Below are 18,876 nucleotides of genomic sequence, written 5' to 3'. Positions count from 1 at the left end.
CTACCGAGCAGGAGACACAGCACGATGCGCATCGGAGTTCTCACCGCAGGCGGCGACTGTCCGGGCCTGAACGCAGTGATCCGGTCGGTCGTGCACCGGGCCCTGACCGGCCACAACGATGAAGTCATCGGCTTCGAGGACGGGTTCAAGGGTCTCCTCGACGGGCACGTCCGCCCGCTCGACCTGAACGCGGTCAGCGGCATCCTCGCCCGCGGTGGCACCATCCTCGGCTCCGCCCGGCTGGAGCGCAACCGCTTGGCCGAAGCCGCCGAGTCCGCCCCGGAGATGGCGAAGAAGTACGGCATCGACGTGCTCATCCCGATCGGCGGCGAAGGCACCCTCACCGCCGCCCGGATGCTCTCCGACGCCGGGATGCCCGTGGTGGGCGTCCCGAAGACGATCGACAACGACATCTCCTCCACCGACCGCACCTTCGGCTTCGACACCGCCGTGGGCGTGGCGACGGAGGCCATAGACCGTCTCAAGACCACCGCCGAGTCCCACCAGCGCGTGATGGTCGTCGAGGTGATGGGCCGGCACGCCGGCTGGATCGCCCTGGAGTCCGGCATGGCCGGCGGCGCCCACGGCATCTGCCTGCCCGAACGTCCCTTCCAGGTCGACGACCTCGTCAAGATGGTCGAGGAGCGCTTCGCCCGCGGCAAGAAGTTCGCCGTCATCTGCGTCGCCGAGGGCGCGCACCCGGCCGAGGGCTCCATGGAATACAAGAAGGGCGAGATCGACCAGTACGGCCACGAGCGCTTCCAGGGCATCGGCAACCGGCTCGCGGTCGAGCTGGAGCGCCGCCTCGGCAAGGAGGCGCGGCCCGTCATCCTGGGGCACGTGCAGCGCGGCGGCACGCCGACGGCGTACGACCGGGTGCTCGCGACCCGCTTCGGCTGGCACGCCGTGGAGGCCGCCCACCGGGGCGACTTCGGCAGGATGACGGCCCTGCGCGGCACCGACATCCACATGGTGCCGCTGGCCGAGGCCGTCACTCAGCTGAAGACCGTGCCGCCGAGCCGGATGTCCGAGGCCGAGTCGGTCTTCTGACCCGGCCGCCCGAGCCCCGGGCCGCGTCCCTGGGGCGGCGTCGGCTTTCCGAAGGGCCCCGATCGTCCCCCCGTGGACGATCGGGGCCCTTCGTGCCCCCCGCGACCCCGGCCCCCGTCATTCCCCCGTGAGTCCCGGGTCTTCCCCCGGTTTCTTCCCTGGCCTTTCCGGCCGGGACCGGAATTGCCGGTTTCCACTCTTGAGTCGAACCGCTCGATCAACAAGGCTTGAGCCTGTCCCGGACATGTCCCAAACCCTGTCCGGAGGAGGGGTGGGGGAGCGGGTATGACCGAGGGGTACGCCGGTGGGCGCAGTGCGCCCGACCCGCGAGAGGCCACCGACGCCGCCTCGTTCATCGCGCGGCTCCAGGCGCTCAAGGACTGGTCCGGGCTGACCTACCGCGAGCTGTCGGCCCGCGCCGACGCGGTCGGCGACGTCCTGCCCCGCTCGACCGTGGCGAACATGCTCGCGCGCTCGACCGTCCCCCGCGAGGAACTCCTGACCTCCTTCGTGCGCGCCTGCGGGGCGGATCCCGGCACGCTGGAGGACTGGCAGACGGTGCGCAAGGAGCTCGCGGCGCGCGGCGGATACGCGCCTACCGGGACCGGCGCCCCCTCCGACCCCGTCCTCCCCTCCGACCCCGTCACCGCCTCCGACCCCGTCACCGCCGCCGTCACCGCCACCCCCGCCGCCGAGGAACCGCCCACCCCCGCCCCGTGGCCCACCGGGCCCCAGCCCGAGCCCGAGCCCGTGAGCGAGCCCCCGGGCCCCCGTACGCGCATACGCCGCACCCTCGTCGCGCTCGTCGCCCTCACCGGACTCGTCCTCGCGGGCGTCAGCGTGGTCGCCGCCCTCCTCCACGACGGCGGCGGCGCGACGGCGCCGGACACGCCGACAGCGCCGGCCGAAGGGGACGTACGGATACGGGTGATCGGCTCGGGCCTCTGCCTGAACGAACAGCGGGGCGGCCGCAGCGGCCAGATCCGCCAGAGGGACTGCGAGGGCGCCGACGTCCCCCGCTACGCGCTCGAGGATCTCGGCGCCGGCCACTGGCGGATCGTCTCCGACCACCCGGACTACGGCCCCGGCTGCTCCGGCATACCGTCCGGGGGCCGCGTGGCGGACGCCGCCTTCGAGGACTCGGAGTGCGGCGACCCGTCCCGGGTCGAACGGTTCCGCCTGGAGCCCTTCGGCAGCCCCGTCACCGGCTACCGCATCGTCCCCTCGGACTCCGCGACGCCCGGCTCCTGCGTGACCGTGACCGGCGATCTCGCGCGGGTGTGGGCGGAGCTGGCCCAGGCGCCCTGCCGCGGGGACGCGCGGGGCCAGCTCTTCAGCTTCGACCGCCGGACGTGAGGGGTGTGCCCGATCCGGCGGACACGACCGGAGTGATGTCCGCCGGATCGGGCACCCCCTACGTCGCCGCGGTTTCCACCAGACGCGTGCGCAGCGCCTCGACCACGGCCGGATCGAGACCGACGTGGCCGGTGACGTACCCGTACACCGACCCGTATTCCGCCCGCAGGTCCGCCAGGAAGAGCCGCATGATCTCGGCGGGTGCCCGGCCGTAGCCCGGCCAGCGCAGTTCCCGGCCGGGGTGGGCGGCCCGCCAGTCGGCGACCAGGCGCTCCGTGGCCAGCTCGGTCAGCGCGAAGTCGTCGAGGATCTGCTCGTCGGAGACGTCGAGGAGGCCGAGCAGCACGGCGGCGAGCAGGCCCGTGCGGTCCTTCCCGGAGGCGCAGTGGAAGACGAGCGGACCCTCCGCGGCGGCGATCACCTCCAGCGCCTCGCGCAGCTCCGCCGCGCCGTCGGCCGCGACCTCGGCGAACCGGTCGGCGAGGTAGCGCCACGGGTCCAGCTCCGGGTCGATCTCCGCCTGGTCGTAGGGGCGGTGCTCGATGCTCAGGTTGTGCCAGGTGATGCCGTCGGTCTCCGGCATGCGGCCCTTCGCGGTGATCTCCCAGGGGTAGCGCAGGTCGATCACGGTGGCCACGCCCAGCTCCTGGAAGCGGTTCAGGTCGGCGCCGCGCAGCTTGGCGAGGGAGTCGGAACGGAAGAGGACGTCCCAGCGGACGGTTCCGCCCTCGGCGGTCCGATAGCCGCCCAGATCACGGAAGTTGTGCAGGTTCTCGAAGGGCACGTGTCGTCTCACGCCGACACCCTACGAGCCCACCGCCTCCCAGAAGTGCTGGACGATCCGGTCCAGGTACGCGCGGCCCGAATCCCCGCTGTCGCCCGAGGCGCCCCAGCTGCTCGTCGCCGCCATCTTCGCGTGGTAGTCCGTGTGCAGTTGCTGGAGCGCGTGCTCCAGGGTCCGCTTCGGCATGGGGAGCAGCTTCACGGCCGGGCGGACGTACGCCTGCCAGCGGGTCGTGGCGGCGTCGCGCAGCAGCTGGGCCAGGTCCTCGTCCCTGCCGGTGACCGTGACCAGGTCGCGCGGGCCGAGGCCGAGCACCTCGGCGAGGGCGGCGGTCTGGCGTTCGTTCCCGCGCCAGCGGCCCGATTCCTCCATCCGCAGGTAGGCGGCCCCGTCGAGGCCCAGGCGCCGCGCCAGGTCGTCCGGGGCGAGGCCGCGGGCCATCCGGTGTTCACGCAGAGTGGTGGCGGCGGCGATCAGCTCCCCGGGGGCGCACCAGAGGACGCCGGCGAGGGCGGTGAGTTCCTGCGAGGTGGGGGCGAGCCGGCCGCGTTCCCAGGCGACGACGGTGTCGGGGGAGACGTCGAGGCCGTACTGGGCGCGGAGGCCGTAGGCGACATGGCCCGGGGCCATGCCGAGGCCCTCGCGCAGGCGCCGCGCGGCGAGGGCGTTGAAGGGAGGGGAGGGAGGGGAGTGGTGCACGACTACCACGCTAGGTGCGGTACGTGACGAATGGCTACGGTGCGTTCACCCAAGGCCAGAAGTCGTAGAAACGTCGGAACCGGTCGGTAGCATTCCGTAATGATCTCTGTGGTTTCGGTAATCGGCGCGAGGCGTCCGCTGACCGGTGTTCCGGTGCCCTCGCGGGCGCCCCGGCTCAGCGGTTGAGCGTCGTGATCCACCGGTACTGGAGCTCCGGTCGGCCGATCTGTCCGTACTGCGGGGCCCGCGCGGCCCGCCCGTCCGAGACCAGGTGCTCCAGGTAGCGGCGCGCCGTGATGCGCGAGATCCCGACGGCGACGGCGGCCTCCGCCGCGGTCAGACCGGACGGCGCGTCGCGCAGGGTGCGGGTGACGGCTTCCAGGGTCGGGGCGCTCAGCCCCTTGGGGAGCGAGGCGGGCTGCGGGGTGCGCAGGGTGGCCAGCGCCCGGTCCACCTCGTCCTGCCCGGACGCCTCCCCGGCGCTGGCGCGGAACTCGGCGTACCGGGTGAGCCGGTCCCGCAGGGTGGCGAAGGTGAACGGCTTCAGGACGTACTGCACGACCCCGAGGGACACCCCTTCCCGCACGATGGCGAGGTCACGGGCGGACGTGACGGCGATGACGTCGGCGGAGTGCCCGGCGGCGCGCAGCGACCGCAGCAGCTGAAGCCCGTGACCGTCGGGCAGGTAGAGGTCGAGCAGGATCAGATCGACGGGCAGGCGATCGAGCACGCGTACGGCGGCGGCCCGGGTGTGCGCCACCCCGACCACGCCGAACCCGGGCACCCGCCCGGCGTACAACGCGTGCGCGTCGGCGGCCACGGGGTCGTCCTCGACGACCAGCACGCGGATGTCCTGGCTCATGCGGACACCTCCGCGCCACTCGCACCGAGGGCGAGCTCCGGCCCGGACTCCGGCTCCGCCCGCCCGGGCTCGTGCCCCGGCCGGCCGGCTTCCTGCGGCGGCTTCCGGTCCGACTCCCGGTCCGACCCCCGGTCCGGTCGCCCCGGCTCCCGTACGGGCTCCGACGTCAGCGGCAGCCGTACGGTGAACTCGGCGCCGCCCTCCGGGGAGCGGGACAGGGCCACCGTGCCACCGGCTCGGGCCGTCGCCTGGCGGACCAGGGCGAGGCCGAGTCCGCGCCCGGGGCCGTTGGTGGTCCAGCCCCGGTCGAAGACGGCGTCCTGGTCGGCCTCGGGGATCCCGCGGCCCGAGTCACCGACCCGGATCAGGAGCTCGCCGCCGTGCGTGAGGGCGGTGACCCTGACCACGGGCCGTACGCCGCCACCGGCCGCCGGTCCCGTCCCCGGGGTCCCGCTCGCCGCCTCCACCGCGTTGTCGATCAGATTGCCGAGGATCGTGACGAGGTCGCGGGACGGCAGGGCCGGCGGCAGCAGGCCGTCGTCGATGCGACTGTCCTCGGTCAGGATCAGCTCCACCCCCGACTCGTTGGCCTGCGCCGCCTTGCCGAGGAGCAGCGCCGCCAGGACCGGCTCGCCGACCGCGTCGACCACCCGGTCGGTGAGCGCCTGGGCCAGCTCCAGCTCGGCCGTCGCGAAGCCGACGGCCTCCTCCACCCGGCCCAGCTCGATCAGCGAGACGACCGTGTGCAGGCGGTTGGCGGCCTCGTGGGCCTGTGAGCGGAGCGCCTGGGTGAACCCGCGCTCCGAGGTCAACTCACCCGACAGCGCCTGAAGTTCCGTACGGTCCCGCAGGGTGACGACCGTTCCCCGGCGCTCCCCGCCCACCACCGGACGGGTGTTGACGACGAGCACCCGCTCGGCCGTCAGATGGAGCTCGTCCACCCGGGGCTCGGAGGCGAGCAGCGCGCTGGTGAGCGAGACGGGCAGTCCGAGGTCCGCCGCCGACCGGCCCACCACCTCCGCGTCCAGACCGAGCAGCGCGCGCGCCCCGTCGTTGATGAGCGCGATCCGCCGCTGTCCGTCCAGCATCACGAGCCCCTCGCTCACCGCGTGCAGCGCGGCCTCGTGATAGTCGTGCATCCGGCTCAGCTCCGCCGCGTTCATGCCGTGCGTGTGCCGCCGCAGCCGGGCGTTGATGACGTACGTGCCGGCGCCGCCGAGCGCCAGCGCCGCCCCCGCCATGCCCAGCAGGGCCGTCACCTGCTCCCGTACCTGCTCGCTGATCCGCTCGATCGTGATGCCCGCGCTGACCAGCGCGACGACCCGGCCGCCGTCGCCGTACACCGGCGTGATCGTCCGGACCGAGGGCCCGAGCACGCCCAGGTGCGTCTCGGAGAAGGTCCGCCCCTGGACGGCCGGCTCGATGTGCCCGAGATACGTACGCCCTATCTGCTCCGACTCCGGATGCGTCCAGCGCCTGCCGTCCGGGGCCATGATCACCACGAAGGCGACCCCGGTCCGCTGCCGCACCGTCTCGGCGTACGGCTGGAGCCGCGCCGTCGGGTTCGGGGAGCCGACGGCCTCCACCACCGACGGGGAGCCGGCGACGGCCGTCGCGGTCGCGGTGGACTGGCGGCGCGCGGTCTCCTCCGCCTGGGCGCGGTCCGTGACGTACGCGAAGACCGCGCACCCGGCCACGATCGCGGCCACCAGCACGACCTGCATCGCGAAGAGCTGGCCGGCGAGGCTGCGAGGCCGGGGGAACGTGAGGCGCATGCCGGTAAGTGTGCCTGGCCGGATTTGCGCCGGGGAATCGCCGTTCCCGAATCGTTTTCCGCCGAAGCCGGTCGGCGGACCTCCGACGGCCCGCCGACCGGCCGCCGACGCTTCGCCCGTGAACGAAACGAACGTAAGGGTGACCCGGGTCACAGGGTGATGGATAGTCGCGGGGATCCACCGGGACGTGGACACCCATCAGTACGAGGAGGACCCCGTGGCCGCACAACGGGACCGTACCCATTACCTGTATCTCGCCGTCATCGCCGCCGTGGTGCTCGGCATCACCGTCGGCTTCGTGGCGCCGGGAGTCGCCGTCGAGCTCAAGCCGCTGGGCACCGGCTTCGTGAACCTGATCAAGATGATGATCTCGCCGATCATCTTCTGCACGATCGTTCTCGGTGTCGGCTCCGTCCGCAAGGCCGCGAAGGTGGGGGCCGTCGGCGGACTCGCGCTCGGGTACTTCCTCGTGATGTCGACCGTCGCCCTCGCCATCGGCCTGCTCGTCGGCAACCTGCTGGAGCCCGGCTCCAGCCTCCACCTGACGAAGGAGGTCGCCGAGGCCGGCGCCAAGCAGGCCGACGGGGCGAGCGAGTCCACCGCGGACTTCCTGCTGGGGATCATTCCCAAGACGCTGGTCTCCGCCTTCACCGAGGGCGAGGTCCTGCAGACCCTGCTCGTCGCCCTCCTCGCGGGCTTCGCGCTCCAGGCGATGGGCAAGGCCGGGGAGCCGGTCCTGCGCGGCATCGGCCACATCCAGCGGCTGGTCTTCCGCATCCTCGCCATGATCATGTGGGTCGCCCCGATCGGCGCCTTCGGTGCCATCGCCGCGGTCGTCGGCGCGACCGGCGTCGACGCGCTGAAGTCGCTCGCCGTCATCATGATCGGTTTCTACGTGACCTGCGCGCTCTTCGTCTTCGTGGTGCTCGGCGCGCTGCTGTGGCTGGTCGCCAAGGTGAACCTCCTCGCGCTGCTGAAGTACCTGGGCCGCGAGTTCCTGCTCATCCTGTCCACCTCCTCCTCCGAGTCGGCGCTGCCGCGGCTGATCGCGAAGATGGAGCACCTGGGTGTCAGCAAGCCCGTCGTCGGCATCACGGTGCCGACCGGCTACTCCTTCAACCTGGACGGCACGGCGATCTATCTGACGATGGCCTCGCTCTTCGTCGCCGAGGCGATGGGCAACCCCCTCTCGCTCGCCGAGCAGATCAGCCTGCTGGTCTTCATGATCATCGCGTCGAAGGGCGCGGCGGGCGTGACCGGCGCGGGCCTCGCGACCCTCGCGGGCGGCCTGCAGTCGCACCGGCCCGAGCTGGTCGACGGTGTCGGCCTGATCGTCGGCATCGACCGCTTCATGAGCGAGGCCCGCGCCCTGACGAACTTCGCGGGCAACGCGGTCGCGACGGTGCTCGTCGGCACCTGGACCAAGGAGATCGACAAGGCCCGCGTCTCCGAGGTCCTGGCCGGCCGGGTCCCGTTCGACGAGAAGACCCTGGTCGACGACCACGCGCCGGCGGGGGACGAGGAGTCCGCCGTCCCGGACCAGCGGGCCGACGCCGCCGTGGGCGGCGAGGAGAAGGCGCGCGCGGGCGTCTGACATACCCGGGCCGGGGCCGGAAAGGCCGCCCGACGAAAGACCGCCCCGGGTCCCGGGCCTTGAGCCGGATCCGGGCACCGGGGAACGGAGACGACCCCGGCCGCGTTCCTCGCGGCCGGGGTCGTCGCGTGGTGCGGCGCCGCCGGCACGCGGAGGGGGCCCGCACCCCGGAACGCCGGGGTGCGGGCCTTTCCGTCGTGCGGAGCCGCGCGGTCGTACGGGCCCTTCCGTCGTGCGGAGCCGCGGTCAGGAGAAGGGGATCCTGACCACCGACTGGTTCCCGACGCCGACCGTGCTCGGCCCGTTCCCGATCGCGTTCCACACCTCGATCCGGACCCGTCCGTTCACCAGGTCCCCATGGCTGCCGGTGGCGGACTTCAGGCCCCTCGCCTGGGTGTAGTGCTCGTAGCCCGGCACGGGGTCGGTGGCGAAGTACTGGTACGTCTCCACCCGCTCCCAGGTCCCGTCGCCCGTACGGTCGTAACTCACCCGGACCTGCTGCCCGTTGGCGATCACGGACCCGGCGTCCACGAACAGGTCGAACTGCGTCGAGCCGCCGTTGTAGCTCCGGGTGACCGGGCCCGAGGTGAAGACCTGCGCGCCGGCCGGGCTGCCGTCGTGGTTGGCGCCGCCCGCCGAGGCCAGCGTGACGGCCGAGGCGGCCGACTGGGCGTCCCCGGCGCCTCCGCCCGTCCGCAGGTACAGCTGCGAGGACCCCGACGGCGGGGGAGTGGTCGGCGGCGGAGTGGTGGGCGGGGTCGTCGAGCCGCCGCCCTTCGTCCACACCGCCACGTAGTCGACCAGCATCGGCCGCCCGGACACCGTCGCGGCCGTCGGCGTCCTTCCGGCCAGCGCGTCCGGGAAGGCCCCGCCCATCGCCACGTTGAGCAGGAGGAAGTAGCCCGCGTGGTTGGTCATGTCGGCCCACGCCTGCGCGCCGATCCTGGTCTCGTCCACGCTGTGGAAGAGCTGGTCGTCCACGTACCAGCGCAGCTCGTTGGGGGAGACGGAACGGTCCCACTCGAAGCGGTACGTGTGGAAGGCCGACTGGCAGCTCGCGCCCGGGCAGGTGCGGCTGGCGCCGAGGCCGGTGGTCTCCCCGCAGGGGCCGCCGGGGTTCACCCCGCAGTGCAGCACGCCCCAGACCGAGTTGAGACCGTTGACGTTCTCCATGATGTCGAACTCGCCGATGGCGGGCCAGTTCCAGTAGTTGCCCCGGTAGGGCGCGCCGAGCGCCCAGAAGGCCGGCCAGTAGCCGAGGGCGGCGTCCCCGGTCACGTTCGGCATCTGGATCCGGCCCTCGATGCGCAGGGTCCCGCCCGCCGGGGCCTTGAAGTCGGCGCGCTTGGTCTCGATCCGGGCCGAGGTCCAGTTCCCCGCACCGTCCTTGAGCGGTGTGATCCGCAGGTTGCCGGTGCCGTCGAGACGCAGGTTGTCGGGGCTGGCGGTGTAGTTCTGGATCTCTCCGGTGCCCCAGTTGGCGGGGCCGCCCGGGTAGCCGTGGCCGGTGTCGATCTGCCACTCGGCGGTGTTCGGCAGGGAGCGGTCGGGGCCGTTGAAGTCGTCGCTCCACTGGAGCGACCAGCCGGGCGCCGGCGGCACGGCGCCGCTGGCGGTGCCGGCCCCGCCCAGGCCGAGCAGGGCGCCCGCGGCGAGGGCGGCGGCGAGGAGCGAGGCGAGCAGGGGAGTTCGTCTGACACGGCTCGGGGAACGCAAAGGAACACCTCCGGGAGGTGGTGCGCAGGGATGCGCAGCGGGGGGTGTGCGGGGGGTACGCGTGCTGAGAGCGCTCTCAGGATGCTTTTGTAGTTGGAGACACCGGCCCCGTCAATGGGTCGGGTGTCTTCGGTCACTGAATGCCCGGTACCGCCAATTCTCGTGCATCCAGCACCAGTTCGGCCGCCGCCGCCGAATCCCGGGCCGTCTCCGGCCGGCTCGCCCCCGGGATCGGGAGCACCGTCTCCGAGCGCGAGAGCAGCCAGGCGAGCGCCACCCGTTGCGGGCTCACCCCGCGCGCCCGCGCGACCCGGTGGAACCCCCCGAACTCCGGGTCCGCCTCCAGGGCGGACGTCCCGTCCAGCGAGCTGCGCGAGATCCCGCCCAGCGGACTCCATGGCATGAAGGCGAGGCCGAGTTCCGCGCAGAGCCGCAGCTCCGCCTCGGCGGTCCGCACGGCGGGGGAGTACCGGTTCTGTACGGAGACCAGCCGATCGCCCAGGATCTCCCGCGCGAGCCGGATCTGCCCCACGTCCACATTGGAGATCCCGGCCAGCCGGATCGTCCCCGCGTCCAGCAACTCCCGTATCGCACCCAGCGATTCGGCGTACGGAACGGCCGGGTCCGGCTTGTGCAGCTGATAGAGCCCGATCTGCGCGACCCCGAGCCGGCGCGCCGACGCCTCCGCGGCCCGCCGCAGGTGCGCGGGCCGGCCGTCCACCGTCCAGCCGCCGTCGGCCGTCCGCCCGCGCCCGCCCTTCGTCGCCACCAGCACGTCGTCCGTCCGGCCGCCGTACGCGGCCAGCGCCCGCGCGATCAGCAGCTCGCCCTCGCCGGGCCGGCCGTCCGGCGGATGGTAGGAGTCCGCCGTGTCGAGCAGGGTCACGCCCGCGTCGAGCGCCGCGTGGATCGTGGCGAGGGCGCGGGCCTCGTCCGGGCGGCCCTCGATCGACAGCGGCATGGCCCCGAGGCCGATCGCGCCGACCCGTACGTCCCCGAGCTTCCGGTACCGCATCAGCGCGCCCCGAGCGTCTCGGCGAGGGCCGGTGGCAGCCACCGCGCCGCATTCCCGAAGGAGAATCCGAGAGCCGTCGCCCGGGAGTTGTCCATCGCGTACGAGCGGGCGAAGGAGAACGGGGAGACCTCGCCGATCTCCACCTCCTGGAAAACGGTCCTGCCACCCACCTGCCGCTCGATCTCCGCGCAGATGTCCGCCGTGGTGAGCGGGCCATGGGAATGGGCGTTGACCGGTCCGGTGAATTCGGCCTCCACCGCCCACGCCATGAATTCCGCGATCTCCTCGACGTACACATAGGTCGCCGGACGGTTCACCACCGGCACGGCGATCGGCTCGCCCTCCCGGATGCGGTGCGCGTAGTGGTCGACCCGCCCGGTGAAGTCGTCCGCGCCGCCCAGCACATGAGCGACCCGCACCGCCGTGTACGGGAACGGCGGATCAGCCGCGAAGACCGCCTCCGCCTGCCGCTTTCCCTCTCCGTAGTGCGCGTCGAGGAACTCCGGGTCCTCCCACGGCAGATCCGGGTCCACGGTGACCGTACGGGCGTCCACGGCCTCCTCCCGTACCGGCGCGGCCGAGTCCTCGTACTCGTACACCTCCACCGTCGACGTCATCACATAGCGCCGCGTGCGCGGCCCGAAAACCCGCCGGGCGACGGCCGCCTGGCGCGGGGTGTAACAGACCTGGTCGACGACGACATCGAAAGTCCGGTCGCCGAGCGCGCTTTCCAGAGCCGCCTCGTCGTTCCGGTCGGCGATCAGATGGGCGACGCCTTCCGGAACACCGGAAGAACCCCGGTTGAGCATCGTCACTTCGTGTCCGGATTCCAGCAGACGGGCCGTCAACCGCTTTCCGAAATAGCGGTTCCCGCCGATGATCAGAATGTCCATACGACAAGTGTTACGTTGAGCGCTCGCCGTCTGAAGGGGGAAACATGGGAGTCCCGACCGCCGCACCGAAGGAACCACGGCATCTGCGGTCCGCCACCGAAGAAACCTCGGTGGGTGCCTTCGACCCCATCGACCGGCAGATTCTGGAACTCGTCCAGACCGACGGACGGATCAAGCTCAGCGAACTCGGCCGGCGCGTCCGGCTCAGCCCCGCGGCCGTCACCGAGCGGGTGCGCCGCCTCGAGGCGTGCGGGGCGATCACCGGATACGGCGCGCATGTCTCCGCGGCTCGGCTCGGCTACGGCATCCAGGCCTTCATCCGGGTCGACCCGCACGGCGGCTACACCCTCAAGCACCCCCGGACCCTGGAGCTGACCGCCCGGCCCGAGATCCGCGAGGTCCACCACGTGGTGGGCGAGGACTGCTGGATCCTCAAGGTCGCCGTCACCGACACGATCCATCTCGAGGAGATCCTGGAGCAGACCTCCGCGCTCGGCCGGACGACCACGTCGATCGTGCTCTCGTCCCCGGTGGAGCGCAGACCGCTGCTTCCGGCAGAGGGGTCTTCCGCCGACAGCCGTCCCTGACGACCCGGCGCCGGCGCCGCCGGACGAGGGTGGGGAGGCGCGGGAGCGGGCGCCACCGCTTGCCTTGACGTCGGCGTCAAGGCTTACGTTCGGCGTATGCGAATCGGCGAGCTGGCCGAGCGGGCCGGAACGACCACGCGGACTCTGCGCTATTACGAGTCCCGTGGCCTTCTGACCGCCCGGCGCACGGAGAACGGGTACCGCGCGTACGACGAGGACGACCTGCGGCTGCTCCGGCAGATCAGGACGCTCCAGGACTTCGGGTTCGAGCTGGAGGAGACCCGGCCCTTCGTCGACTGCCTGCGGGCGGGGCATCCGGCGGGGGACGCCTGTCCCGCCTCGCTCGACGTGTACCGGCGCAAGCTCGCCGAGCTGGACGGACTCGTGGAGCAGCTGCGGGCGGTACGTGCCCGGGTCGCCGCACAGCTGCTGCGGGCCGAGGCGGAACTGCCCGGCGGTCCGGAGCCCACATGCGAACTCGGAGGATGACGGACATGAAGCAGGTCGAAGGTGTCACCGAGGTGACGGACGGCGACTTCGGCGCCGAGGTACTGGGCGCGGAGCTGCCGGTCCTGGTGAAGTTCACGGCGGACTGGTGCGGTCCGTGCCGCCAGCTGGCACCGGTGCTCGGCGCGATCGCCGCGGAGGAGGCGGACCGGCTGAGGATCGTCCAGCTGGACGTGGACAGGAACCCGGAGACCACGCTCCGGTACGGAGTCATGGCGACACCGACGCTGATGGTGTTCCGGGCGGGCGAACCCGTGAAGTCGATGGTGGGCGCCCGCGCCAAGCGGAAGCTCCTGCAGGAGCTGGAGGACGTACTCGCCTGACCGGGCGCACGCGGATCATTCGCGCAGAACCAGCCGCACGCGGCGGGTGACCACGTTGACTGCCGTGACCTCGAACGTCAGCTCGTCCCCCGCACGCGGCGCGCGGCCCCCGAGGTCGTCGCGGTCGACCAGGGCCTCGACGCCGTCGTCGACGAGGAGGAGGACGCCGGAGGGGACCGTCCTCGTGACGCGCCCCGTCCGGACACCGCCGAAGCCGGCCCGCGCGAAGGCACGCAGCGGATCGGGCTCCAGGCTCCTGAGGGAGAGGGAGATCCGCTCCCGGCTCAGGTCGACGCCCAGGACCTCGAAGGGCAGTTCCTGGCCCTCCCGGATGACGTCGCCGGGGACGTCGTACACCTCCCAGGAGACCTCGGGGATGTTCATCATCCCCTCCACCCCGCCCAGTTCCACGAAGGTCACGTGGAAGCTCGCGATGTGCGAGACGACACCCGTCACGACATCGCCCCGCTCCAGGCCGCGCAGGAACGCCTCGCGCTCCTCGCCCTTCAGGCGCAGCGTCTCCCGCGCCTCCGCGGACGCCGCCTCACTCAGCAGCGCCCGCCACCGGGTGAACAGTTTCAGCAGTCCGCCCCCGTACCGGGTCCGCAGCGCGTGGTTCTCCCGCAGCACGTCCAGTTCGTTCGCGGCGGTCAGCTCCGCGAAGTCCTGCCGCTGCCGCGCGGTCGGCACGAAGGTCCGGCCCGTGAAACGGTCCCGGAAGAGACCGTCGGCCTCCGACAGCCCCGCGTACGAGAAATCCCGGTCGCAGCTCGCGTAGAAGTACACGAGTTCCTCCGCCTCGGCGCCGATCGCCGCCTTCAGCGTGTCCCGGCTTTCCAGCGGCAGCAGGTGCTCGGCGAATCCGTCCGTCCCGTAGAAGGCGTGGCACAGGCCGGCGAGCCGCAGCTCCTCCCGTGCGCCCCAGGCGGCCAGCCGGCCCTCGACCCGGTCGAGGTGGGCGAGCAGGGTGCCGCCCGGGTGGTCCAGTGTGTCCGCTCCCCGTGCGATCAGCAGATCGCGTGCTGTGTCTCTCCCCATGGCGCACAAAAATACCCCGACGAGTAAATTGAAGTCGGGGCTGCGTCTCGCGTATATTCAGGGATTCCGTGTCTGCACACAGCAAAAGCACGGAGTAGTTCAATAAACGCACTGTATCGCGCCGGGAGTCGAATTGTCAACCGAGGAATTTCGGAACGAGCAGCAATTCATCACAGAGCTCTACGCACGACTCGACGACCTGAGGGACCGCGCCGAGGCCGCCGTCGGCGCCGCCCTGCGCACGCCGGGCGTCGGCAGCGCCCAGGGCCGACTCGAGCGGGACGTGATGGTGGCCGAACAGTCCGGGCTGCTCGCCGCCTACAACGCCGGGGAGACGGGGCTCTGTTTCGGACGGCTCGTCTTCCGGGACGGACGCGACCACCACATCGGCCGGATCGGCATCCGCGAGGACGACCCGGACCACCCCCCGCTCGTCGTCGACTGGCGCGCCGAGGCCGCCCGGCCCTTCTACCTCGCCACCGGGTACGAGCCGATGGGGCTCAGCCGCCGCCGCCACATCACCACCCACGGCCGTGAGGTGACCGCGCTCCACGACGAGGTGCTCGACCTCGCCGACGTGACCCGCACCGGGCACGAGAACCGGGACGCCGACGAGGTCCTGCTCGCCGCGCTCGACGCGGCCCGCACCGGCCGGATGCACGACATCGTGCAGACCATCCAGGCCGAACAGGACCGCATCATCCGCTCCCCGCACCGGGGGGTGCTCGTCGTCGAGGGCGGCCCCGGCACCGGCAAGACCGCCGTGGCGCTCCACCGGGCCGCGTACCTCCTCTACGCCCACCGCGAGCAGCTCGCCCGGCGCGCCGTCCTCATCGTCGGCCCCAACCCCGCCTTCCTCGGCTACATCGGCAACGTCCTGCCCTCCCTCGGCGAGACCGGCGTCCTGCTCGCCACCCCCGGCGAACTCTTCCCCGGCGTCCGCGCCACCGGTACGGACACCCCGCGCGCCGCCGCGGTCAAGGGCGCCGCCGCCATGGCCGAAGCGCTCGCCGGGGCGGTACGGGACCGGCAACAGGTTCCCGAGCGCGGGACGCCGCTGATCGTGCCGCACGACGACGGCGACCTGGTCATCGACTGGGACATGGCCCTCGAAGCCCGCCACAAGGCCCGCGAGACGCACCTGCCGCACAACCTCGCCCGGCCCTACTTCGTCTTCCGGATCCTCGACGCCCTCGCCGAGCAGCTCGCCGACCGCATCGGCGCCGACCCCTACGGCGGGCCCAACTTCCTCGGCCCCGACGACATCGCCCTCCTCGCCAAGGGCATCGCCGCCAACCCCGACGTCCACACCGCGATCGACACCCTCTGGCCGCCGCTGACCCCCGAGTCCTTCCTCGCCGACTACCTCGCCGAGCCGACCCATCTCCCCGACGAGGACGCCGACGCCATCCGGTGCGACGGCGGCCCCTGGACCCCCGCCGACGTACCCCTGCTCGACGAGGCGGCCGAGCTCCTCGGCGAGGACGACTCGGCCGCCAGGGCGGCCGAGGAGGCCGAGCGGCAGAAGCAGATCCAGTACGCGCAGGGCGTCCTCGACGTCTCCTACGCCTCACGCACCTACGAGTTCGAGGACAAGGAGGAGCAGGACAAGGACGCCTCCGAGGTGCTCTCCGCGCACGACATCATCGACGCCGAGCGCTTCGCCGAACGCCACGAGGAGGCCGATCACCGCAGCGCAGCCGAACGCGCCGCCGCCGACCGCACCTGGGCCTTCGGCCACATCATCGTCGACGAGGCGCAGGAGCCGTCCGCGATGGCCTGGCGGCTGCTGATGCGCCGCAGCCCGACCCGCTCGATGACCCTGGTCGGCGACCCGGCCCAGACCGGCGACGCGGCGGGCGTCGGCTCCTGGGAGAAGATCCTGGCGCCCTACGTGGAGGACCGCTGGGAACTCGTACGGCTCGGGGTCAACTACCGCACCCCCGCCGAGATCATGGCGGTCGCCGCCGACGTCCGGCGCGAGGCCGACCCGGCGTTCGAGCCGCCGCGCTCGGTCCGCTCCACCGGTGTCGAGCCCTGGGAGCGGACCGCCGAGGACCCGGTGAAGGAGACCGCCGACGCGGTCGCCGCCGAGCTGCGGCCCGAGGGCCGGCTCGCCGTCATCGCCCCGCCGGCCCTGCACCCGGGCCTGACGGCCGCCCTGCCGGACGCCGCGTACGGCCCGGCGCCCGACCTGACCCGCGCGGTGGTCCTCCTCGACCCCCGCCAGGCCAAGGGCCTGGAGTTCGACACCGTCCTCGTCGTCGACCCGGACGGCATCCGGGCCGGCGCCACGCACGGCGTCAACGACCTGTACGTGGCACTGACCCGGGCCACTCAGCGACTGGGGATCATCAGGCGGGCCTGAGCCACACCGTCGCCAGCGGCGGCAGCGTCATCCGGACGCTCGACGCGCGCCCGTGGAACGGCACCGACTCGGTCTTCACCGGGTCGGTGTTCGTCACGCCTCCACCGCCGTACCGGGACGCGTCCGTGTTCAGGACCTCCGCCCAGGCCGCGACCGAGTCCGGGACGCCCAGGCGGTAGTCGTGCCGGACCACCGGGGAGAAGTTGCAGACCGCGAGCAGCGGCGCGCCCTCGGCGTCGTAGCGCAGGAACGCGAAGACGTTGTCCTCGGCCGCGTCCCCCACCACCCACTGGAAGCCCTCGGGAGAGGTGTCCCGCTCCCACAGCGCCGGCGTCGCCCCGTACACCGTGTTCAGGTCGCGCACCAGATCCCGTACGCCCCGGTGGTCACCGGCCGAGTGGTAGGTGTCGTCCATCAGCCACCACTCGGGGCCGTGCTCGGCGGACCACTCCGCGCCCTGGGCGAACTCCTGACCCATGAAGAGGAGTTGCTTGCCCGGGTGGGACCACATGAAGCCCAGGTACGCGCGGTGGGTGGCGCGCCGCTGCCACCAGTCGCCGGGCATCTTCGACACCAGCGCCTGCTTGCCGTGCACGACCTCGTCGTGGGAGATCGGCAGGATGTAGTTCTCGCTGTAGGCGTACACCATCGAGAAGGTCATCTCGTTGTGGTGGTACTTCCGGTGCACCGGCTCCTTGGACACGTAGCCCAGCGAGTCGTGCATCCAGCCCATGTTCCACTTCATGCCGAAGCCCAGACCGCCGAAACCGCCGGGCCCGACCTGGTCCGTCGCCCGGGTGACCCCGTCCCAGGCCGTCGACTCCTCGGCGAAGGTGATGACCCCCGGGCAGCGCCGGTACACCGTCGCGTTCATCTCCTGGAGGAAGGCCACCGCGTCCAGGTTCTCCCGGCCGCCGAACTCGTTCGGCAGCCACTCGCCGTTCTCACGCGAGTAGTCGAGGTAGAGCATCGAGGCGACGGCGTCGACCCGCAGGCCGTCGAGGTGGAACTCCTCGCACCAGTACACCGCGTTGGCGACCAGGAAGTTTCGCACCTCCTTGCGGCCGTAGTCGAACTCCAGCGTGCCCCAGTCCGGGTGCGCGGACCGGCGCGGGTCCTCGTGCTCGTACAGCGGCCGGCCGTCGAACTCCGCGAGCGCCCAGTCGTCGCGCGGGAAGTGCGCGGGCACCCAGTCCATCAGGACGCCGATCCCGGCCCGGTGCAGGGCGTCGACCAGGTACTTGAAGTCGTCGGGCGTGCCCATCCGGGAGGTCGGCGCGTAGAAACCGGTGACCTGGTAGCCCCAGGAGCCGCTGAAGGGGTGCTCCGCCACGGCCATGAACTCCACGTGCGTGAAGCCCAGGTCGCTGACGTAGGCGGGCAGCTGCTCGGCCAGCTGCCGGTAGGTCAGACCCGGCCGCCACGACGGCAGGTGCACCTCGTACACGGACAGCGGGGCCTCGTGGTGCGGCCGGGCGCCCCGGCTCGCCATCCACGCGGCGTCGTCCCAGGCGTGGAACGAGTCGGTGACGATCGAGGCCGTGTTCGGCGGGCACTCGGTGCGGCGCGCCATCGGGTCGGCGCGCAGGGTGTGGGAGCCGTCGGGACGGGTGATGTCGAACTTGTAGACCGCGCCCTCGCCGATGCCGGGCACGAACAGCTCCCACACACCGGTCGCGCCGAGGGAGCGCATCGGCAGGGCGGTGCCGTCCCAGTGGTTGAAGTCGCCCGTGACACGGACGCCCCGGGCGTTGGGCGCCCAGACCGTGAAGCGGGTGCCGGTCACGCCCTGGTGGGTGATGACGCGGGCGCCGAGCGCCTTCCACAGCTCCTCGTGGCGGCCCTCCCCGATGAGATGGAGGTCCAGGTCGCCGAGCGAGGGCAGGAAGCGGTACGGGTCGTGCAGGGCCAGCTCGTCACCGTCGTAGCGGACCCGGAGCTCGTACTCGGGGATCTTGCGCAGCAGCGGCAGGAACCCGGAGAAGAAGCCGTCCCCGTCGTCCCGCAGGGGTGTGCGCTTGCCCTTGGCGAGCACGGTGACCTCGCGGGCGTACGGGCGCAGGACCCGGATCGCGATCCCGCCGCGGACGGGGTGGGCGCCGAGGAGGGAGTGCGGGTCGTGGTGTTCCCCCGCGAGCAGCCGCGCCCGGTCGCCCGCGTCCAGCGGCGGCACCTTCCGTACGGGCTCCTTCCGTACGGGGTCCTGGGCCGCCCGGGGCGCGGGGGTCTTCGCCGGGGGCACTGCCGTCTTGCGGGCGGATCGGGCGGATCGGGCGGTCACGGGGATGCCTCCTGCAAGGGGGTCGGAA

At 72.2% G+C, this 18,876-nt stretch carries 16 protein-coding genes; 7 read left to right on the top strand and 9 right to left on the bottom strand.

Annotated elements, in window-relative coordinates; translation table 11 throughout:
- The first annotated feature begins 24 nt into the window (after positions 1 to 24).
- Together ACZ4VW_RS00470 and ACZ4VW_RS00465 are read left to right on the top strand one after the other, a co-directional pair.
- Entirely contained in the window at positions 25 to 1,050 is a 1,026-nt protein-coding gene (locus tag ACZ4VW_RS00470) for an ATP-dependent 6-phosphofructokinase (protein WP_467956870.1), read from the top strand.
- Between the two features lie 285 nt (positions 1,051 to 1,335).
- A complete protein-coding gene (locus ACZ4VW_RS00465) occupies positions 1,336 to 2,406 on the top strand; it encodes a helix-turn-helix domain-containing protein (protein WP_467956868.1) in 1,071 nt (356 codons plus the stop codon).
- Between the two features lie 58 nt (positions 2,407 to 2,464).
- Here the strand turns inward: ACZ4VW_RS00465 and ACZ4VW_RS00460 are convergent, their stop codons facing one another.
- The 4 genes from ACZ4VW_RS00460 to ACZ4VW_RS00445 all read right to left on the bottom strand — a co-directional run bounded on the left by ACZ4VW_RS00460 (position 2,465) and on the right by ACZ4VW_RS00445 (position 6,526).
- Positions 2,465 to 3,202, bottom strand: a complete 738-nt coding sequence (locus ACZ4VW_RS00460) for a tyrosine-protein phosphatase (protein ID WP_467956866.1) — start codon at positions 3,200 to 3,202, stop codon at positions 2,465 to 2,467.
- Between the two features lie 9 nt (positions 3,203 to 3,211).
- Positions 3,212 to 3,820 carry a helix-turn-helix domain-containing protein gene (locus ACZ4VW_RS00455; RefSeq protein WP_467958113.1) on the bottom strand — a complete coding sequence of 203 codons (609 nt, stop codon included), beginning with the start codon at positions 3,818 to 3,820 and terminating at the stop codon, positions 3,212 to 3,214.
- A 244-nt stretch (positions 3,821 to 4,064) separates the two neighbouring features.
- Complete coding sequence (locus ACZ4VW_RS00450) at positions 4,065 to 4,751, bottom strand: response regulator (RefSeq protein ID WP_467956864.1); 687 nt, start codon at positions 4,749 to 4,751, stop codon at positions 4,065 to 4,067.
- On the bottom strand, positions 4,748 to 6,526 hold the full coding sequence (locus tag ACZ4VW_RS00445) for a sensor histidine kinase (RefSeq protein WP_467956862.1): 1,779 nt from the start codon (positions 6,524 to 6,526) through the stop codon (positions 4,748 to 4,750). The genes ACZ4VW_RS00450 and ACZ4VW_RS00445 overlap by 4 nt, the downstream gene beginning before the upstream one ends.
- Before the next feature lie 187 nt (positions 6,527 to 6,713).
- Between ACZ4VW_RS00445 and ACZ4VW_RS00440 the strand changes: the two genes are divergently transcribed.
- Positions 6,714 to 8,120 carry a cation:dicarboxylate symporter family transporter gene (locus ACZ4VW_RS00440; protein WP_467956860.1) on the top strand — a complete coding sequence of 469 codons (1,407 nt, stop codon included), beginning with the start codon at positions 6,714 to 6,716 and terminating at the stop codon, positions 8,118 to 8,120.
- A 246-nt stretch (positions 8,121 to 8,366) separates the two neighbouring features.
- Here the strand turns inward: ACZ4VW_RS00440 and ACZ4VW_RS00435 are convergent, their stop codons facing one another.
- The 3 genes from ACZ4VW_RS00435 to ACZ4VW_RS00425 all read right to left on the bottom strand — a co-directional run bounded on the left by ACZ4VW_RS00435 (position 8,367) and on the right by ACZ4VW_RS00425 (position 11,744).
- Positions 8,367 to 9,836, bottom strand: a complete 1,470-nt coding sequence (locus ACZ4VW_RS00435; protein WP_467956859.1) for a glycoside hydrolase family 16 protein — start codon at positions 9,834 to 9,836, stop codon at positions 8,367 to 8,369.
- A gap of 133 nt (positions 9,837 to 9,969) precedes the next feature.
- Positions 9,970 to 10,851 (bottom strand): aldo/keto reductase, encoded by an 882-nt coding sequence (locus ACZ4VW_RS00430; RefSeq protein ID WP_467956857.1) that lies wholly within the window; start codon positions 10,849 to 10,851, stop codon positions 9,970 to 9,972.
- Positions 10,851 to 11,744 (bottom strand): NAD-dependent epimerase/dehydratase family protein, encoded by an 894-nt coding sequence (locus ACZ4VW_RS00425; RefSeq protein WP_467956855.1) that lies wholly within the window; start codon positions 11,742 to 11,744, stop codon positions 10,851 to 10,853. Before ACZ4VW_RS00425 ends, ACZ4VW_RS00430 begins: the two co-directional genes overlap by 1 nt.
- Before the next feature lie 44 nt (positions 11,745 to 11,788).
- Between ACZ4VW_RS00425 and ACZ4VW_RS00420 the strand changes: the two genes are divergently transcribed.
- The 3 genes from ACZ4VW_RS00420 to ACZ4VW_RS00410 all read left to right on the top strand — a co-directional run bounded on the left by ACZ4VW_RS00420 (position 11,789) and on the right by ACZ4VW_RS00410 (position 13,161).
- Positions 11,789 to 12,331 carry an Lrp/AsnC family transcriptional regulator gene (locus ACZ4VW_RS00420; protein ID WP_467956854.1) on the top strand — a complete coding sequence of 181 codons (543 nt, stop codon included), beginning with the start codon at positions 11,789 to 11,791 and terminating at the stop codon, positions 12,329 to 12,331.
- Between the two features lie 96 nt (positions 12,332 to 12,427).
- On the top strand, positions 12,428 to 12,820 hold the full coding sequence (locus tag ACZ4VW_RS00415; RefSeq protein ID WP_467956852.1) for a MerR family transcriptional regulator: 393 nt from the start codon (positions 12,428 to 12,430) through the stop codon (positions 12,818 to 12,820).
- Positions 12,821 to 12,825: 5 nt separating this feature from the next.
- The gene (locus ACZ4VW_RS00410) at positions 12,826 to 13,161 is read left to right on the top strand and encodes a thioredoxin family protein (protein ID WP_467956850.1); all 336 of its coding nucleotides are present in this window, start codon (positions 12,826 to 12,828) and stop codon (positions 13,159 to 13,161) included.
- A gap of 15 nt (positions 13,162 to 13,176) precedes the next feature.
- On the opposite strand, the gene ACZ4VW_RS00405 is transcribed toward ACZ4VW_RS00410, so the two are convergent.
- Entirely contained in the window at positions 13,177 to 14,199 is a 1,023-nt protein-coding gene (locus tag ACZ4VW_RS00405; protein ID WP_467956848.1) for a DUF6817 domain-containing protein, read from the bottom strand.
- A 133-nt stretch (positions 14,200 to 14,332) separates the two neighbouring features.
- On the opposite strand from ACZ4VW_RS00405, the gene ACZ4VW_RS00400 reads away from it, so the two are divergent.
- Entirely contained in the window at positions 14,333 to 16,567 is a 2,235-nt protein-coding gene (locus ACZ4VW_RS00400) for a HelD family protein (RefSeq protein WP_467956846.1), read from the top strand.
- On the opposite strand, the gene glgB is transcribed toward ACZ4VW_RS00400, so the two are convergent.
- Positions 16,554 to 18,809 carry a 1,4-alpha-glucan branching enzyme gene (gene glgB / locus ACZ4VW_RS00395; protein ID WP_467958111.1) on the bottom strand — a complete coding sequence of 752 codons (2,256 nt, stop codon included), beginning with the start codon at positions 18,807 to 18,809 and terminating at the stop codon, positions 16,554 to 16,556. The genes ACZ4VW_RS00400 and glgB overlap by 14 nt on opposite strands.
- Positions 18,810 to 18,876 lie beyond the last annotated feature (67 nt).

This window comes from Streptomyces sp. NPDC029139 (assembly GCF_055564335.1).
This window is presented reverse-complemented; position numbering and strand designations above follow the sequence as displayed.

Coding starts and splice junctions, on each gene's coding strand:
- ACZ4VW_RS00425 (WP_467956855.1), bottom strand. CDS start 11,744: ATGGACATTCTGATCATCGGCGGGAACCGCTATTTCGGAAAGCGGTTG.
- ACZ4VW_RS00410 (WP_467956850.1), top strand. CDS start 12,826: ATGAAGCAGGTCGAAGGTGTCACCGAGGTGACGGACGGCGACTTCGGC.
- ACZ4VW_RS00470 (WP_467956870.1), top strand. CDS start 25: ATGCGCATCGGAGTTCTCACCGCAGGCGGCGACTGTCCGGGCCTGAAC.
- ACZ4VW_RS00445 (WP_467956862.1), bottom strand. CDS start 6,526: ATGCGCCTCACGTTCCCCCGGCCTCGCAGCCTCGCCGGCCAGCTCTTC.
- ACZ4VW_RS00420 (WP_467956854.1), top strand. CDS start 11,789: ATGGGAGTCCCGACCGCCGCACCGAAGGAACCACGGCATCTGCGGTCC.
- ACZ4VW_RS00450 (WP_467956864.1), bottom strand. CDS start 4,751: ATGAGCCAGGACATCCGCGTGCTGGTCGTCGAGGACGACCCCGTGGCC.
- ACZ4VW_RS00405 (WP_467956848.1), bottom strand. CDS start 14,199: ATGGGGAGAGACACAGCACGCGATCTGCTGATCGCACGGGGAGCGGAC.
- ACZ4VW_RS00430 (WP_467956857.1), bottom strand. CDS start 10,851: ATGCGGTACCGGAAGCTCGGGGACGTACGGGTCGGCGCGATCGGCCTC.
- ACZ4VW_RS00455 (WP_467958113.1), bottom strand. CDS start 3,820: ATGGCCCCGGGCCATGTCGCCTACGGCCTCCGCGCCCAGTACGGCCTC.
- ACZ4VW_RS00415 (WP_467956852.1), top strand. CDS start 12,428: ATGCGAATCGGCGAGCTGGCCGAGCGGGCCGGAACGACCACGCGGACT.
- ACZ4VW_RS00465 (WP_467956868.1), top strand. CDS start 1,336: ATGACCGAGGGGTACGCCGGTGGGCGCAGTGCGCCCGACCCGCGAGAG.